The organism is Rhodopirellula baltica SH 1, from assembly GCF_000196115.1.
In the GTDB taxonomy this organism is placed as follows: Bacteria; Planctomycetota; Planctomycetia; order Pirellulales; family Pirellulaceae; genus Rhodopirellula; species Rhodopirellula baltica.
Genome location: NC_005027.1, coordinates 345,757 through 362,730 on the forward strand (window position 1 = coordinate 345,757; position 16,974 = coordinate 362,730).

The 16,974-nt window shown below is 54.6% G+C and carries 14 protein-coding genes and 1 pseudogene; 5 read left to right on the forward strand and 10 right to left on the reverse strand.

What is annotated here, in order from left to right:
* The first annotated feature begins 26 nt into the window (after positions 1-26).
* The 3 genes from RB_RS01310 (at position 27) to RB_RS01320 (ending at position 5,653) form a co-directional block, all read left to right on the forward strand.
* Positions 27-674: a sigma-70 family RNA polymerase sigma factor gene (locus RB_RS01310; protein WP_164921328.1), complete on the forward strand. Its 648-nt coding sequence runs from the start codon at positions 27-29 to the stop codon at positions 672-674.
* Positions 675-741: 67 nt separating this feature from the next.
* Positions 742-2,001, forward strand: a complete 1,260-nt coding sequence (locus RB_RS01315; protein ID WP_164921329.1) for an outer membrane protein assembly factor BamB family protein — start codon at positions 742-744, stop codon at positions 1,999-2,001.
* 196 nt (positions 2,002-2,197) lie between these two features.
* Positions 2,198-5,653 carry a hybrid sensor histidine kinase/response regulator gene (locus tag RB_RS01320; RefSeq protein WP_164921330.1) on the forward strand — a complete coding sequence of 1,152 codons (3,456 nt, stop codon included), beginning with the start codon at positions 2,198-2,200 and terminating at the stop codon, positions 5,651-5,653.
* A 150-nt stretch (positions 5,654-5,803) separates the two neighbouring features.
* On the opposite strand, the gene RB_RS01325 is transcribed toward RB_RS01320, so the two are convergent.
* The 6 genes and pseudogenes from RB_RS01325 to RB_RS01345 all read right to left on the reverse strand — a co-directional run bounded on the left by RB_RS01325 (position 5,804) and on the right by RB_RS01345 (position 11,612).
* Positions 5,804-7,384, reverse strand: a complete 1,581-nt coding sequence (locus tag RB_RS01325; protein WP_231846102.1) for a prenyltransferase/squalene oxidase repeat-containing protein — start codon at positions 7,382-7,384, stop codon at positions 5,804-5,806.
* A 121-nt stretch (positions 7,385-7,505) separates the two neighbouring features.
* On the reverse strand, positions 7,506-7,955 hold the full coding sequence (locus RB_RS01330; RefSeq protein WP_164921332.1) for a hypothetical protein: 450 nt from the start codon (positions 7,953-7,955) through the stop codon (positions 7,506-7,508).
* Between the two features lie 241 nt (positions 7,956-8,196).
* Positions 8,197-8,988 carry a putative zinc-binding metallopeptidase gene (locus RB_RS01335; protein ID WP_261340186.1) on the reverse strand — a complete coding sequence of 264 codons (792 nt, stop codon included), beginning with the start codon at positions 8,986-8,988 and terminating at the stop codon, positions 8,197-8,199.
* A gap of 42 nt (positions 8,989-9,030) precedes the next feature.
* A pseudogene (locus RB_RS28460) lies at positions 9,031-9,237 on the reverse strand (zinc-ribbon domain-containing protein); the annotation flags it as partial.
* Positions 9,234-10,472, reverse strand: coding sequence for an AI-2E family transporter (locus RB_RS01340; RefSeq protein WP_011118010.1), 1,239 nt, complete (start codon positions 10,470-10,472; stop codon positions 9,234-9,236). The gene RB_RS01340 and the pseudogene RB_RS28460, both read right to left, overlap by 4 nt.
* A gap of 237 nt (positions 10,473-10,709) precedes the next feature.
* Entirely contained in the window at positions 10,710-11,612 is a 903-nt protein-coding gene (locus RB_RS01345) for an EcsC family protein (RefSeq protein WP_011118012.1), read from the reverse strand.
* Positions 11,613-11,918: 306 nt separating this feature from the next.
* Between RB_RS01345 and RB_RS01350 the strand changes: the two genes are divergently transcribed.
* Together RB_RS01350 and RB_RS01355 are read left to right on the forward strand one after the other, a co-directional pair.
* The gene (locus RB_RS01350; protein ID WP_164921333.1) at positions 11,919-12,200 is read left to right on the forward strand and encodes a hypothetical protein; all 282 of its coding nucleotides are present in this window, start codon (positions 11,919-11,921) and stop codon (positions 12,198-12,200) included.
* A gap of 75 nt (positions 12,201-12,275) precedes the next feature.
* Entirely contained in the window at positions 12,276-13,127 is an 852-nt protein-coding gene (locus RB_RS01355; protein WP_164921334.1) for an alpha/beta hydrolase, read from the forward strand.
* A gap of 21 nt (positions 13,128-13,148) precedes the next feature.
* Here the strand turns inward: RB_RS01355 and RB_RS01360 are convergent, their stop codons facing one another.
* From RB_RS01360 to RB_RS01380, 4 genes are all read right to left on the reverse strand, one after another.
* The gene (locus RB_RS01360) at positions 13,149-13,496 is read right to left on the reverse strand and encodes a hypothetical protein (RefSeq protein WP_164921335.1); all 348 of its coding nucleotides are present in this window, start codon (positions 13,494-13,496) and stop codon (positions 13,149-13,151) included.
* A 275-nt stretch (positions 13,497-13,771) separates the two neighbouring features.
* Positions 13,772-13,969 carry a hypothetical protein gene (locus RB_RS01370; RefSeq protein ID WP_164921336.1) on the reverse strand — a complete coding sequence of 66 codons (198 nt, stop codon included), beginning with the start codon at positions 13,967-13,969 and terminating at the stop codon, positions 13,772-13,774.
* A gap of 67 nt (positions 13,970-14,036) precedes the next feature.
* Positions 14,037-15,461, reverse strand: coding sequence for a purine-cytosine permease family protein (locus RB_RS01375; RefSeq protein ID WP_164921337.1), 1,425 nt, complete (start codon positions 15,459-15,461; stop codon positions 14,037-14,039).
* 87 nt (positions 15,462-15,548) lie between these two features.
* Positions 15,549-16,832 (reverse strand): L-rhamnose isomerase, encoded by a 1,284-nt coding sequence (locus RB_RS01380; protein WP_011118020.1) that lies wholly within the window; start codon positions 16,830-16,832, stop codon positions 15,549-15,551.
* Positions 16,833-16,974: the final 142 nt, after the last annotated feature.

Genomic DNA, 16,974 nt, shown 5'->3' on the forward strand with positions numbered 1-16,974 from the left:
AAGTCGATCCACCCCCGAGCCGCCCCATGTCCATTCATACACTTGATCCGTCTTCCACGGATGGCTCCGTCGAGCGGCGCATTGACGAAGTTCGACAAGGAAATCGTCAGTCGCTGGGGGACTTGCTGCAGATGTACCAGAGCTATCTCAGCCTTCTGTCGCAGGCACAAATTGACGGCCGACTTCGTCGACGAATGAGCAGTTCCGATTTGGTGCAAGAAGCGATGTTGGCCGCACACCGCGACTTCGATCAATTCCGAGGCAAAACCGAAGGAGAATGGTTGGCGTGGTTGCGGCAAATTCTCAGCAATTGCTTGAGTCATGCCATCGAAAGACACTTTCACGCCAAGAAACGTGACCTTCGCCGCGAAGTCGCATTGGAATCAATGGCCAAACGACTTGATGACAGTATGGCGAGGCTGTCCCATTTCGTCACCGCCAAAGGCAACACACCCAGCGAGGACATGCACCAACGCGAGATGGCAGACGCGTTGTCGCTTCAGCTATCAAAGCTGAAAGACAAATACCGAGACGTGATCGTGTACCGCAATTTGCAAGGACTGTCGTTTGAAGAGATTGGCAGCTTGATGGATATGAAAACAGGAACCGCTCGAATGACCTGGGTTCGTGCCATCGCGAAATTGAAAGAAGTTGCCACTCCGGTCAATCAGTGAGACATCCGGCCGTTGATTGACGACTTGTCCCCCTCCACTACTTCTCTTCTTGTCAAAAGGCTTTTCGGTGACCCGATTCCTAGTCGCATTCGTTTGCTTGTTCGCAACATTGAATCAATCCCGCGCCGGAGATTGGCCCGAATTCCTCGGCCCCGCCGGAACCGCACACTCCAACGAAGTCGTTCCGACCAACTGGAACGAATCAACCAATTTGGCCTGGAAGGTGGATCTGCCAGGAAGTGGATCTTCCAGCCCGATCATTGTCGGCAACCGAATCATCATGACGTGCTATGTCGCCGAGGGTGCCACACCCAAGCGACAAGTGCTGTGCTTCGACAAGAGCACGGGCAAGCCACTCTGGTCTGCTGACTTTCCAATCGACTACCGCGAAGACGGTTACCAGGGTTACATCACCGAACATGGTTACGCCAGCAACACTCCGGTGACCGACGGAGAGAACGTTTTTGTCTTTCTCGGCAAAGGCGGTGTTCATTGTCTCGATTTCAACGGCCGAAAAATTTGGAGCGTCGACGTTGGGAAAGAATCCAGCAACCGTCGTTGGGGCTCCGCAGCCAGCTTGGTCATGTTTGAGAACATGGTCATCGTGAACGCTGCGGAAGAATCCAGCGCCATCATGGCGTTGGACAAAAACACCGGAGAGGAACTTTGGCGTCAGGAAGCCGGCATGCTGGAGTTGACCTACGGAACACCTCGCGTGGCAACAACCGCCGGTGGCGATGCCGAATTGGTGATCAGCGTGCCCTCTGAAATCTGGTCGCTCAACCCCAGGACCGGCAAACTGAATTGGTTCGCCGAATCGCCAATGACCGGCAATGTGTCGCCCTCGGTCATCGTTGACGGCGACACCGTTTACAGCTTCGGTGGATACCGCGCGTCCGGTAGCATCGCGGTTCGAGTTGGCGGTGATGATGACGTGACCGACTCTCACGTGCTCTGGACCAACCGATCGAGTTCCTACGTTGCGACACCGTTATTGCACGAGGACCGGTTTTACTGGATCGACGACCGGGGAATCGCCTACTGCACGTCAGCCAAAGACGGCGAAGTCATCTATCGTGAACGGGTGAACAATCTCGAGAGCGGGCGGCCTGTCTACGCCTCACCAGTCCTCATCGGTGACCACATCTATGTGGTTACTCGTCGAAGTGGAACCGTGGTCTATCGACCGGGCGACTCGTTCACGCCGATCGCACAGAACAAGTTCGAATCTGATGACTCGGACTTCAACGCGTCTCCCGCCGTTTCAGATGGCAAACTCTATTTACGGAGCGATCAATCACTCTATTGCCTTTCCCAAGACGACTAGCCTTTCGTGTGATCGTATCCGCTCAAAACCGCTGAACCTCCCCGGCAGTTTTTCGGGTGAGCCTTCCGCCCGAAAGTTTGCAGAAGAGTAGGATGTATGTCTGAAATTCACAAACTGGTAGCATGCTGCTTGGGCACGATTGTTCGTCGCTTCCCTGACGAACAACGTAAATTGGCGGCATGCGAAACGAGAGCCGATGATGGAGGAAGATCGATCCGCAATTTTGATTGCCGAAAGCAATGACCAACGACGAGCACACCTGAAACAGGTCCTCGATCGCCAACACGATTTGGTCACGGTGGATGGCGGCAAATCGGCATGGCAACAACTGACCCAAGGACGCTTTGACGCCGTCGTTGCTGGCTTTGATCTTCGCGAAGTTTCCGGCGTCAAACTACTCGCTCAAACTCGTGCCCACGCCGAACTTCGCGGCGTACCTTTCGTGTTGGTCGCGGATGAAGCCAGCCCGATCGATCCGACAACTTGGCAGCAAGTCTTTGAGTTTGGTCGCAGCGACATTCTGTGCTCTCCGATCAACGAACACGAACTGCTAGCTCGAGTTGACTCGATCATTCGACGAGCGAGGGTGAAAAACGAATCGGCTGACATGCTGCAACGTCAGAAGTCTCGGTTGCAAATGGCACTGCTGGCTTCACGAATGGTTGCCGTCGAATGGGACATCTCGGCCGACACGGTTCTTTATTCCGAAAATGCGATTGAGATCTTTGGAATCAAGTCGTTGTCCGATCACGCGACTGGTCCAACCGCTCGGAAACTCGTTCATCCAGACGATATCGATACGGTCGAGAAGACCATCCGAAACACGCTGCAAGGTTCTCGCGAATTTCAGACTCAGTTTCGGATCATTCGGCCCGACAATGGCGAGATCGTTTGGATCGAGGAACGCGGGTATGTCGCAACTGACGCCTCAGGAAAACCTACCAAACTGATCGCCGTCGCGGTGGATATCACCGCAAGACGCAATGCCGAACAAGCGATCCAGGAACGAGAGCACTACCTGCAAGCGATTTTTGACACGACACCAGAATGTATCAAGGTTGTGAAGTCCGACGGCACGCTCACACAGATGAACGCGGCGGGCCTGAAAATGATCGAAGCGAACCCGACCGCCAATGTTGCGGGTAACTCAGTCTACGAGTTGATCGCCCCCGAATTCCTTGATTGCTTTCGTGAGTTCAATGAGCGAGTTTGCAGTGGCCACAGTGGCGTCTTGGAATTCGACATCATCGGTTTGCGAGGCAGTCGCCGACACATGGAAACCCATGCGGTGCCGCTTTCACTGACAAGTGGCGAAACCGTCCAGTTGGCGGTCACACGCGATATCACCGAACGCAAGCGATCCGAAGCCACCCTTCGCGAGAACGAACGACGATTTCGAGCACTCACTCAGGCGACATCCGACATCGTGTTTCGGATGAATGCGGATTGGAGCGAAATGGGCATGTTGGAAGGGCGTGCCTTTATCGATAGCACAACCGAACCGAGTCGTTCCTGGTTGGATCACTACTTTCACCCCGACGATCAAACCGAAGTTCGAAAGGTTGTCCAAAATTCTGTTGAAAAGCAATCGTTCTACGAACTGGAACACCGCGTCATTCGGATCGATGGAACACTCGGGTGGATGCACAGTCGAGCGGTCCCGATTCTGGATGACGCCGGCAATGTCGTTGAATGGTTTGGTGCCGGCACTGATGTGACCGAAAGAAAGCAGAGCGAAGAGTTTCAGCATCGCGCCACGCAAACGCTCCTTACCGTGATCGAGCAATCCCCTCTGGGAATTTACTTGGTCGACGGCGACTTCAAGATCGCACAAGTCAGTTTGGGAGCGGGCCCCGCATTCCAGAACGTCCAACCGGTCATCGGGCGAGACTTTGAAGAAGTCATGCACACGATCTGGCCGCCTGAATTTGCCAGTGAAGCCGTTCGGATCTTCCGGCACACACTGAAAACCGGCGAACCGTATGTTTCACCGGGACTGACGGAAAAACGCAAGGACTTGGGCGAAACAGAATCCTACGAGTGGCAAGTCAATCGCATCACTTTGGCCGACGGCAGCTACGGTGTGGTCTGCTATTTCTTTGACACCACACGTCTGCAACAAGCCGCGGACGCTCTGCGTGAGAGCGAGGTTCGATTCCGAATGCTCGCCGACAACATGTCACAACTGGCTTGGACCTGCTGCGACCTGGGCGAGTGCAATTGGTACAACCAACGCTGGTACGAATACACCGGTTGCACTTTTGAGGAAATGCAAGGTTGGGGTTGGCGACAGGTTCACCATCCCGATCACGTCGATCGAGTGGTCGAACGGATCCAGCGTGCCGCTACCGCCGGCGAGGTTTGGGAAGACACCTTCCCGCTCAAAGGTCGAGACGGTCAGTACCGTTGGTTCCTCTCACGTGCTGTCCCCATTCGTGACGAAGAAGGCACGATCGTGCGGTGGTTCGGAACCAACACCGACGTCAACGAATTGCGTGAGACGCAGCAATTGCTCCACGACGCCGATCGTCGCAAGGACGAATTCCTGGCCATGCTCGCGCACGAGCTACGCAATCCCTTGGCTCCGATCCGAAGTGGATTGGATCTTCTCGCAATCGCGGATGATGACGAACACCGCGATGTCGTTCGAGTGATGCAGGAACAGGTGACCCACGTCGTGCGGTTGGTCGATGACCTCCTCGATGTTTCGCGAATCATGCGAGGCAAAGTTGAACTTCGCAAGGAACGGATTGAGTTTCAATCGACGGTTCGAAAAGCCATCGATGCGGTCCGCGATGTGATTGAATCTCACGGGCATTCGCTCACGATCACTCTGCCGGAAAAGACGGTTTGGTTGGAAGCGGATCCGGTTCGTATCGTTCAGGTACTCGAAAACCTTCTCAGCAATGCGACGAAGTACATGGACGGAAGCGGAGCGATTGAACTGTCTGCATCCGTGAAGAATGAGTCTTTGTTCATTCAGATCAAAGACGAAGGGATCGGCATCGACCAGGAATTCCTCCCGAACATCTTTGAGCTGTTCGCCCAATCCGATCGCTCCCTCGACCGTTCCAAGGGTGGCCTGGGAATTGGGCTGACGCTTGTCAAACAACTCCTTGAGATGCACGGCGGGAATATCCATGCCGAAAGCGACGGTCTCGGCAAAGGCAGCAGCTTCCACATCGAACTGCCGATTGCCTCGCCTCCCGAACCCAATCAAAATGTTCCGCTGGAACTGCAAAGTGACGGTCAAACACGCCGAATCGCGGTGATCGATGACAATCGGGGTGCAGTCCTACTGCTCTCAAAACTGTTTGAAAAACTCGGTGCTCACGAAGTGCACACTGCTAACGATGGCGAAGCAGCACTGAAACTGATTCGTGAAGTGCATCCCGAGATCGTCCTGTTGGACATCGGGTTGCCTAGTTTGAGTGGCTATGAAGTCGCCGCTGCGATCCGGCAAGATCCTCAGTTCGATGACATTTTGATGGTGGCGCTGACTGGGTATGGACAGGATCAAGATCGATTGAAGAGCGAGGCCGCCGGCTTTGACGAGCATCTGGTCAAGCCTCCTTCGATTGATCAAATGCGGTTTGTGCTAGCACACCCAAAGCTCAAACCATCCGGCAAAGGCAACGGCGGCCAATCCTAACAGGACCACGTCGCGTTGGATGAATATCACCTTGAATTGTTGGCACCTGCATTCGCATGAACCGTTTCGGTGAAAGCTTCCAGCCTGTGTTCCGCGTAGTCGCAGGCTGGAAGACCATGCCACGGTTCCTCCATGAAAGCCAACCAAACCTCACTCCGTTTCAACTGGTTCGTAGAGCGGTAGATGTCGGTAGTAGACCTCCAGGCAATAGATCGACAGACACGTTGTGTACAACCGCCCGGCGTAGCTTCCCCAAGCATCGCCAGTGGGTGACCAACTCCCACGCTCTCGACCTTGTTTCTCTTGACGTGCCGGCAGCGTCGCTTTCATCTTTTCGTTCCATTGTTTCCACAATGGTCCACCGTAATGATGCAACGCTTGGGTCGCGTAGTACCAGTAGTAGACATCGGCTTCTCTGGTGTTGATGGGATGATTCTCTACCAGAGATCCCAAGCTTTGCACCATTCCCGGCATGTTGCGATGCCGACCGAGGTACTGATGGCACAAGACGCCTTCCGCAGTCATCGAGGGACTGGCGGCGACGTTTGGCATGTAGGAATAGCCTCCTGAGTAGCCCTGGCTGACTGAATCGAAGTAGCGTTCAATCTTGGGCCAGATAGAGGGATCGACCTCCAATCCGCCAGCATCGCCGCTCTTCAGGCCCATGACGAACCATCCGGTGACCGATGTATCACTGTCTCGTCGAGGTTGATAGCGCCAACCGCCTTGTCGAGACTGCGACGCGACGGCGAAATCACATGCCGATTGCGAGTAGGGACGAATCCACGAATCGCCGGTCATCGCGTACAGTTCGCAAAGCACAATCGTTGCTTGGGCTTGCGAGTACATTCGTTCGTGGCCCATCGTCGATCCCGCCAGAAAGCCTTGGTCGTCTTGATTGGCCACCAACCATCGTGCCGCTCGCAACAACTCTCTCTGGTACTGACCACCACGGTGTGTGCTTCCAGCGCCCATGAAGGCGAGCATGGCCATCGCTGTCGCACTGATTTGGTTCTCGCCGCGAGCACCGTTGGCATACGGCCCGTGCAAACTCCAACTGCCGTTGCGAAGTTGCTGACGCTTCAACCACACCAAGCCCGCTGCAACAGCGTCTTCGGTCGTCTCGTCGCCTCCGTAAATCCTCAGCAGACGTTCCTTCATCGTCCCGGATCGCCCCTGGAACATCTTGTTCGACTTGTCCAATTGGCCCGTCGAAGCAACCACCGGATCAAAAAGACTGGCATCCAACTTTGGCACCAGCGAGAACATCTCGGCTTCCGCGTCGATCACGTCGATCGAGACCAACTGTGTGGTGGCAATTCGCTCTTCTTCCATGGAACGTTCGAACGATTCCAACGGTGCCGCAGCGGCGATGGTGAACTCGGCCAATTCCATGCTGGAGCTTTCAGACGATTGCCGAAACAGCAATTCGATTTGTCCGACCTTGCTCGTCGAGCGTCCGATCAAAGCCAACACAAGCAGCAAGGTCAGATGAACGACCATGCTGACCAACCACGACGGCATCTCCGTCAGCGTTTCGCGTCCCCAGATTCGTAACCGAGATATGAGTGCGTGAAAAGATCGAGGATTTTCTTCAGAACTCTGATCCTGCTCGGCACCCTGTGGCGATGCCGGTCGAGTTGACTCGCTCCATCGAGGCGATCGCGATGCACGCTCCCGTGATGGAGCGGGATTTCGCAACTTCGATATGGCGACAGATGACACGAACATGAAAAGGCTTCCAAGAAAAGAAGGCCTCAACCATCCGTATCACGCGGTCAATTGGTTCACGCCCCTGTGTACAAGGGCGTTTTCAACAGCGGAATGTCACACACGCTTGTCACTGCGATTTTCACAGCGTCAAAACCAAAACAAGTAGCGTCGCAAAAATCGCGATTGGAACCCACACCAGAACCAACGAAATGATGCCATAGCCAAATAGCAGTTTGGAGGGGAAACTGATCGGCAGATTGTTCGCCCGGCGATACTCCACACGGTCCTTCCACGCCAACAAGGCTCCCAACAATCCGCCCACGACCGAGGACAGGACCAGCAGCAGTCCAATGGCGATCGGGTCGAGATCATATTGCTTGTCCGCATTTCGAACCATGAATCTCCGAGTCATGCCCCCGACAACCACCGGGGTGACGACCGCCCCGATCAGGACCTTTTTCCAAACACCGGTTTCAATCAAATCGGCCGCTTGGCCGTCAATGCCCATCCCGGCCGAATACGCCGTTGAAGCCGAGGTCGGAGACGAATTTGGATGCACAGCGGGTTGGTCGAATGGGTCGTGGCTCATAAAAAAAGCTCCAAGGCAGCGGTCAGTTGTCGCCGGCAATTGTACGTATCGCCGCAGCCAATTTTGGCAAGACAGTCATGGAGCCCTGGTCTTGGAATTCATACTCGGACGTGATCGTCACACATGTTTTCCGTTGCAAAACACGTGTGTCAACGAATCAACGTCCGAGTTCTTCACTACTTTTTCATAGGACCTTCTAACGCGAGTGGATCAAAGCAGCCTGATCATTCGACGCGGTCCATCAGTTCGCTACCGCGGTCTGCTCCGCTATCTCCGGAGCAACCTTACTTCGCAGATCATGGACATAGGCCAGCTTGTCTAGCACCGCAGGCGGTAAGCGTTCCGGCAACAAGGGAGCAAGCCCCAAGTCAAAGTTGTATTCGCTGACTTCAAGCACAATTTGCAGCACCGAATTCACCAATTCTCGATGATCAGCACTGGCGGATAGATCTAGATTGCGACCGGCCAATTCGTTCGAAGTTGTCGCGATCGCCATGATGTCCAGATAAACATTTACCGTCTCAGCGAAGTCTTCCCAAGGGTGCATCGTCGCATAGGCACTGACGTGGTTGTCGGCCCAATTGGCCGGTGCTCCCACCTCGTAGTGCTTCTTCATCGCTTCTCCATAATCAACCGAATCGGGATCACCAAAGAGGGCGTGGTATTCGTCGGGCGCAACTCGACTGGCCCAAGCCCAATCGATGTAGTGACCAACCTCGTGCCTCATGTGCCCGATCAGCGTGCGTTGTGGCTCTCCGAGCTTCACTCGCAATCGTTCCCGATGCACACTGTCAGCTTCGGCCAAGTTGATTGTGATCAAACCATTTTGGTGTCCCGTGATCACCTTCTTCGGCTTGCCCTTTTTGTCCACGGTGTTTTCCAAAAACTCAAACAAAAGTGGATGAGTCATCTGTGTATCCGCGACGTAGGGAGGCAATCCCAGATCTTCCAACTGCAACAGCAACCGCCGCTTTGCGGATTCCATTCTCGCCCAACGCTGAACACTTTCAGAATTGTCGAGTGGCGGAATCACATTGGTGAGCTGACACCAACGACAAAGAGCGTCAGGTTCGGCGTTGTAAGATTGGCAAACATCGTGTTCTTGGTTGACGCACGAAAAGACCTCGGTCTTGCACGTGTCACATTGGCTCGATTTTTCCTCTTTGGAAAAACTCGTGAGCGAGTTGCAAACGTTGCAGCGCCCGAGGGACGCGTCGCACGAGAGACAGCGGTGGTTGTTGAAGAAAATGCGATTGTCGCAACGACAAGTTCCAGTTTTCATTGACTGACTGATTGTGTGATAGGAGTGTGTGAAGAGGGAATGTTTTCGTGTTGAACATGCTTCTTTGCCGAATCGGCGTTCGAAGCGGAAGCGTCATTCTCGGACGCTTCTTTGGGTTTCTCTGGCTCAGGAATCTCCGCGCCAAGAATCATCGCCAACGGCCGTAGATCTTCATAACCTTCGCAGGCCATTCGAGCGGCGATCAAAATGGGGACGCTCAGGAAGACGCCCATGATCCCCCACATCCAGCCCCAAACGACGATCGACAAAAACACCAGGACCGGGCTCATGCTCATTGAACGTCCCAAGATGGCCGGCGTGATGAATTGTCCCTCAAGCGATGTCAGAGTCATGAAGGCGAGCGTCACAACAAAGGCGTAATAAGTGGGTTCGAAATTCAACAGCGCGACAAAGAAAATGATCAACGCGCCCGCGATGGCTCCGACAATCGGAATGAAGTTGAAAGCAAACGCCATGACTCCCCACATGATGGGCGACGGCATTCCCAGCATCCACATCACAACAGCAACACAAACACCGAGTCCCGCGTTGATGGCCGAGACCTGAGCGAGGTAACTGCCTAAACCTTCCTGCACGTTTTCAATCACCTCGACCAATTTTCGACGGGAAGAAAAGTTAGGCAAAGAACGCATCACGCTCCGCAACAAGTCATCACCCGTGGCGAGCAGAAAGTACAACAATGCGATGCAAATCGTCAGAAACGAAACCACATTGCCCGTCCCGCTCAGATAGGACCAACCGCTCGTCCAAGTCGGTTGCTTGATTTCGACGGGCACGGGCTTCTCACTCGCGACTTCTCCCGCCGCGACGTCCTCCGTTTCAGCGAGCTCTTCTGTCGCTTGATCGACGTCCTTCAATCGATCGGTGATGAATGACAACTTCTGCTTCGCCACTGCCAAATGCTGAGGAGCCGCACCGATCGTTTCTTTGGCGGGTTCGAGAACCAAGTAAGTTCCCAAACCGAGTGTCAACAAGATCCCGGCAATGATTCCGATCGCTCCGACCGGTGAGGGGACACCGATGCGTTTGGCATGGCGAACGATTGGCCGGAGAGTCAGGTAAAGAACGATGGCAGTTGCAACGGGAATCACCAACGATCGAGCGTAATACAACGCGTACAACACCAGCATGACAGCGCAGATTCGCATGGAGATGAGTCCGGCGCGATGATCGATTGACGAATCGATCTCATTGTCTTTAGCGGGTGTATTCACCGAAGGTCTGCATTTCCAAGGCGGATGTTATGAAACTTTCATCCATTGAAAAGCAAAGGCCGTACCGCGACGGGTTGGAAACCAAACAATCTGATGAATCAGCTGCCAAGTCACGTCAAAACACGAGCTTCGACCTACAGAAAAGGTCTCCGTTCCGCCCAAGTGGTCAATCGTCAACCAGAAACTGACGCAAATTCAATTGCAAGCACAACGAAGATTTAGCAACGATTACCGAAATCAAGTGTTCCGATCGGTCACTCGGCGAGGGCGTTTTCGAAGTTTGATCTGCCCGTAAGCTTCACGAACGAGCGGTTGGCCGTGCTCCCGTTCAAGACGCCGAATCGTGAAGTGAGCTCGGGCAATGTCTTGGTAATGATCAATGAAGTAACTGTTGATCAAAGCCCCGCCAACCGCACCAATGATTGGAATCGCTTGTGCCGCGACTTTTTCACTGACCACCACGCCAAAACGCTTCCCAATCTGCGTCACCAGACGAACCAAAGCCGGTGCCGCAGAATCCCTGATTCCGTGCTGGACGATGTACTGGGACGCATCCTTGATCTGCTTGGCCATCGCCGCTCGCACTGCGAAGTAACCGATTTCGGTTTCGTCATCGATATCCGACGACTGACCGGGATCCAGTGCGAACACTTCCAAACACGCCAAACGTGACTCGAGTTCGGACAAGTCCTCGCCTTCGCTACGAGCGATGTCGGCAACGCTACGCAGGATCAACACCGTTGAAACCGGCAATTCGGCAGCAACGGTCGCTCCGCCCAAAGCACCGCCGGCGGCACCGCTGAGCCCCGCCAACAACTTGTGCGTCAGCAACTTCGGCTTCCCGCGTGCGGCTCCAGTTGCGGAATCTTTGTCGTCACCTAGCGTCCGCAATGCAACATCCAGAGCGACATGCAACGACTTTTCAATTGCTTGATGGATCGCCGACTCGACACTGTCCGGCAACATCTTCAACGACGCTGTCACCGGCGTCCCAATCATCTCGGTCAGACGATCTGCGATGCCATGGTGTTCCAAAACCTTCTTAGCTTGACGAAGCTCTTCCAACGTTTCCTCAGGAAGGCTTCCAGTGATCAAGTTGTCGCTCAAGGTTGATTCCAGTTGGAGGGAGATGGTGGACACTCAAATTCGAGCGTCCTCAGTCGCTTGAAGCCGCCGCAGTATGACAATGAAAACGGCAACGTGCCCGAGCAGGGTTGCCGCCATGCCATCATTGAAAGCGACGAACTGCGAGCACGCCAGCCACCTTGCAAACCTCGCGCCCGTCGAACGTTGGCACGATGGTTGCGTCCGTATTGGCTTCGTTAGCTTTGCGTGGTCTCGCATGTCGACGCACGAGCGTTGCTTTCCTGCAGAGAACACGCAGTCAGATTCGAAGTGATGGAATCATTTCCATCGACAGCCCCAATCATTTCCTGAGGAGAAACCATGGCCAATACAACAACCGACCACGAAACCATTCGCAATTGGGTCCACGAACGCGGCGGAGTGCCTGCCACAGTCGAATCGACCGCCGACTCCGACGAGGGCATCGGCATTCTGCGAATTGATTTTCCTCACGGAGGTCGCAACGACACCTTATCGACGATCAGTTGGGACAATTTCTTCAACAAGTTTGAAGAATCGAACCTCGCGTTTTTGCATGAAGACAAGACTGCCGGGGGCGAGCTCAGTCGGTTCTGCAAGTTCATCGATCGCGAACAAGAGTGACGTCATCCAACTCGCTTCTCTGGACGCACGCGTAAAGTGTCCTTCCACCGACCGGCATTCAACCACATTCGTTTCATGGCCATTGCAATCGACGAATCAGCACTCAACACTCCCAACGGACGTCAACTGCACTGTCGCCGTGCCGGGCCATCATCCGCTGAGCTTACCTTCGTGGTCGTTCACGGATTGGGTGAGCACTCCGGGTGCTACGATGACTTCGTCGATCGCATGCAGGCACTGGATCGTGGTGTGGTCATTTATGATCAGCATGGGCACGGTCAAAGTCCCGGTGCCCGCGGCGACGCTCCCAGCTTTGACACATTGGTCGACGATATCGCAGTCGCCCTCGAATTCGCCGCGAAGCAATTCCCACGAGCGGAACTCGTGTTGCTGGGACATAGCATGGGCGGAAACCTGGTGTTGAATCACCTGCTTGGCCGCGATCATGAATATGTGAAGCGAGCCATCGTTACCAATCCGATGATCCTGCCGCCGAATCCTCCCACGCGTCCGCAAGCCTTCGCGGCGTGGTTGACTGGCAAACTCATCCCACACATTCGCGTTTCCGCGTCAATCGAACCAACGCAATTGACGCAGGACACCGAGGCACTGCGTGAACTCGCGGAGGACGATTTGATGCACGAAAAGCTGTCGATTGGAATTGGCAGTCAGCTGGTCAACCATGGCATTTGGTTGACCGACCATGCGAAAGAGCTGAATGTCAAACTGCTGGTGCTGACCGGTGAGGAAGACGAGCTTTGCGATTCGGAAACTACGGACGAATTCGTTGCCAGCGCCGGCCGACGATGCCATCGTGTCTCCTTTGACGGCCTGCGTCATTCATTGCTGATCGAGGACGAACGCGAACAGGTTTACGACGCAATCGAAACCTGGTTGCTCGACACTGCCTCGCTCAGCATTGAATAGATCGCAATGCCGACTTCACTTCTACTTTTTCTTAAGCAGCTTCCACAGCGATCGTCCGCTTTCGCGATCCAATCGCACCAATTCGTGTCGCCGGATGTCAAAGCAAGTGACCGGACCACGTGGGCGTTTGGCATAGACAAACGGCAAGCAAATCACGGTGACCTTGTATGGGGTCCCGGTGGCTGTTGAAAGGAAGCGAGCCCGTACGGGTTCGTCCGGTGGCAACGAGACGTCCGAGCAGTTCCAAAGAAAGGTTGGGACTTCAAAGATCTCGCTTAGAACGGTGACGAAGTCACCCTTTTGGATGTCTTCCCCCGCGATTCGTGCAGCGACCTTGGTCGCCGACTGGGTTTCGGATGTGATTCTCATTGTTTCGCATTGTGTGAACAGTTGTTTGGGACAAATCGTTCTTGTCAGGCAAACGAGTGGCAATCACTCGCCACCTGACTTCGTTGCAAAACAGAATGGTAAAACTCGCATCATTTCAACTTTCGCGAAAGACATATCATCGGCATCGGGAGACGGCTCCGAATCGCATCGGATTCCTTGCCCCCATGGACCGAACTCACGACACCAAGGTTCGCGAAAGAATTTTGAATGCCGACACATCGAACGCGTCGACATCAACACCTACATTCGCGTCTCTAGATCTCGACTTCCGCCGCGTCGACCGGCAATTTCCGGCTCATCCAAATCGGTGTGAAGACGAACCATCCGATCGTGCCAAACAACGCGATGGATTTGACCATCGGAAGGTCGATTGCTCCCGCAAAATACAACGAACACGGAACGACAATCAAGCAAAGCGTGATCAGCGACATCATCTTGGCGAAGTTCTTCATGGCGACAGCGAGGGAATGTTGTAAAAGTGCAGAGATGGATGGAATCGAATGCAAACGTCAACAACCATCAGGTGATCGTTTCTTCAGCGGGTGAACGCTGAATCATTTTGCTGACGAGCAGGTAAAGGACTCCGCAAATGAACCAACATGGGATCACCGCATAGGCCGCAAAAAAACCTTTGGCCAGAATGAAGTACAAAGCCACCGCCACCGGGAGCACCCAAGCGATCAAGACGGCGGCATTGATGCGGGCTCCGGTGACTGCAGCGTATTCGGCACGCAGACCAAACTTTTGAATCAGGTAGAAGTCGACGACGATCACGGCTCCCATCGTTCCTAGGACCGTTCCGTAGGTGCCCACAAAATCGAGCAGTTGAGCCGACAGGTTTGGGAATGCTCCGGCGATGGTTGCAACGACACCGGCAACCAGCGTCATCGCGGTTCGTGAACTTCGGGGGAACATGCCTTGGAAGGCGAGCCCCGCACGATAGATCGTTGGGTTCGCGGTCGTCCAACCAGCGATCACCACGCAAATGATCCCTGTCCATCCGATCGCTTGATAGGCCAGCAGCCCCGGATTCGCTGTGACTTTGCCGTCTTCACCGACCACCAAAGCCGGTTGCAACTTGATGAGCGCCGCGAGCAACAGAGCCGCCGCGATCCACGCCATGTAGTGACCGAGAAACATCCCAATCGCAGGCGCCCATCCCGCCGACTTGCTTTTTGCAAAGCGGAAGATGGTCAGGTCAGCCATCCCGAAATGCATCGCTCCATTGCATAACCAAGCGAAGACCACGATCTGCCAGAAACCAAACGTCCCCGGTCCATTCTTTTCCTGAACAAACGTGATCGCATCGGACCAGAACTTGCCTTCGGACAATGCGGATGCGTTGGTGGCCCCCATTTGCGTCAGCGAAACGATTCCGCAGCATGCGAAGACGGCGATCATCCACGGAGCCGCAATGTTCGCGAATCTTGCCACTCGTTCATAGCCGCCGGCCGCGACAGCGGTGATCACCGCTCCGACAATGACAACCAACAATGTGAACGATGGGTTGCTCAGACCAAAGAAGCTCTCCGGAACATCGAAGCTGATGTCGAAGGGCACTCCCACGGCCGACGCAGAGACCGTGACCATCGCCCCGGCGAGAAAGCAGAAGAGCAGTCCGTTGACCAAGTTGTAGAACTTGACCAGCGAACCGCCGGCGATGCGTTCAAGCTGATAGTAAAGCGTCATTCGCTTCGCCATCGCGATCGGGACGACGAGGAATCGCCAAGTCAAAACGGCCAGCAAGTTGCCGAGCAACAGCCCCAGCAACAAATCTGACAGGCTGGCCCCCGCAGCGAGGAACAACGGCCCAATCATGAACTCGGTGCCCGCCGCATGCTCACCGGCGTACATTCCCCAGAACTTTCCGTTTCCCATTTGTGCGGATTCGGGAACGGGTTCGCGTTCAAATTCGCCGCCCGCGTCTGAATTTTCTTCGCTCATCAATTCTCTCGAGTGCTAAAGATCGGTCGATTCACCGTCGTCTTTTGTTGGTCCGCCACGACCGTGACTTTGTCGGCACGGCTTCGATCAAACCAAAGCAGAACTGTCACTTCGCTGGGACAAGACTTGGCTCTCGTATTGCCGCACGTTCTCCAACCAATCCGATCCCGCAGGCACGTCGACCGATTGGCAATAGTGATTCCAAACGGCACCGAGCGGGAGCGTTTTCTGCTCTTCGAGCAACGCGAGTCGACCGGTCAGGTCTCCTTCCAGTTCCATCTTTCGAAGCTGCTCGGTTGGTTCCAACAAAGCCGCCAAGACCGCTTTCAATGCGTTGCGAGTTCCAATCGCCCAAGCCGCCACGCGATTGATGCTGGCGTCGAAAAAGTCCAACCCAATGTGCACGCGTCCCAAGTAGTCACCACGAACAACTTCTTGCATGATCGATTGCAGTTCATCGCTGTACGTGACCACGTGGTCGCTGTCCCAACGCACACCGCGACTGACGTGCAACAACAACTCGGGAACGTACATCATCACCGCCGAGATTTTGTCTGAGATCGTTTCGGTTGGATGGAAATGCCCCGCGTCCAGACACAGGACTTTGTAGCGAGACATCGCGTAGCCCATGTAGAACTCGTGTGAACCAACCACGTAGCTTTCGCTGCCGATGCCAAACAGTTTGCATTCGACGGCATCGAGAGTTTGCTCGGCGGGATATTCGGTTGCGAAAATGGAGTCGAGCGAATCCGCCAATCTTTCCCGCGGTGCCTTCCGATCGGCGGGCACGTCCTTGTATCCGTCCGGCACCCAAAAGTTGTTGATGCAGGGATTGCTTTGAGCGGCGCCCATCGCGGCCGCGATCTTTCGGCAGGCGATACCGTGATCGATCCAGAATTGACGAATCCCTGAATCGGCGTGAGCCAGCGTGAAGCCATCCGCCGCGTTTGGATGCGAGAAGTAGCTTGGGTTGAAGTCCAAGCGGACCTTTTGATCGCGTGCCCAATCGATCCAGCCTTGAAAGTGTTCGACCTCGATCTCGTCTCGATCAACTCGGCCTTTGAACTCGCCATAAAGAGCATGCAGGTTGAGCCGGTGGTTGCCTGGGATCAGCGAATAAGCCAATTCCAAATCGCTCTGCAACTCGTCGATCGTACGAGCCCGACCGGGGTAATTCCCGGTCACGGCCAACCCGTTTCCGAGTGCTCCGTCGTCGCCTTCGAAGCCCTTCACGTCATCGCCTTGCCAGCAATGAACCGAGATCTCGACGTCTCGCATCCGCTGCAAAGCCGAGTCGACATCGACTCCAATCGCCTGGTATTCCTCTCGGGCCAACTCAAAAGCCTTCTCGATATTGCCAGCTCGATTCATGATCTCAATGCCTGATCTAAGGGCGGTGCGTGTGTCTGTCCGGCCATCTGGTGTGGCCCATCTTTCCGTAGCCTACCCGGCGGAGCAACGCCAAACCTTGACATTCTTGCCGGTAACAAGACAATCGTGCCACCTGGAATTG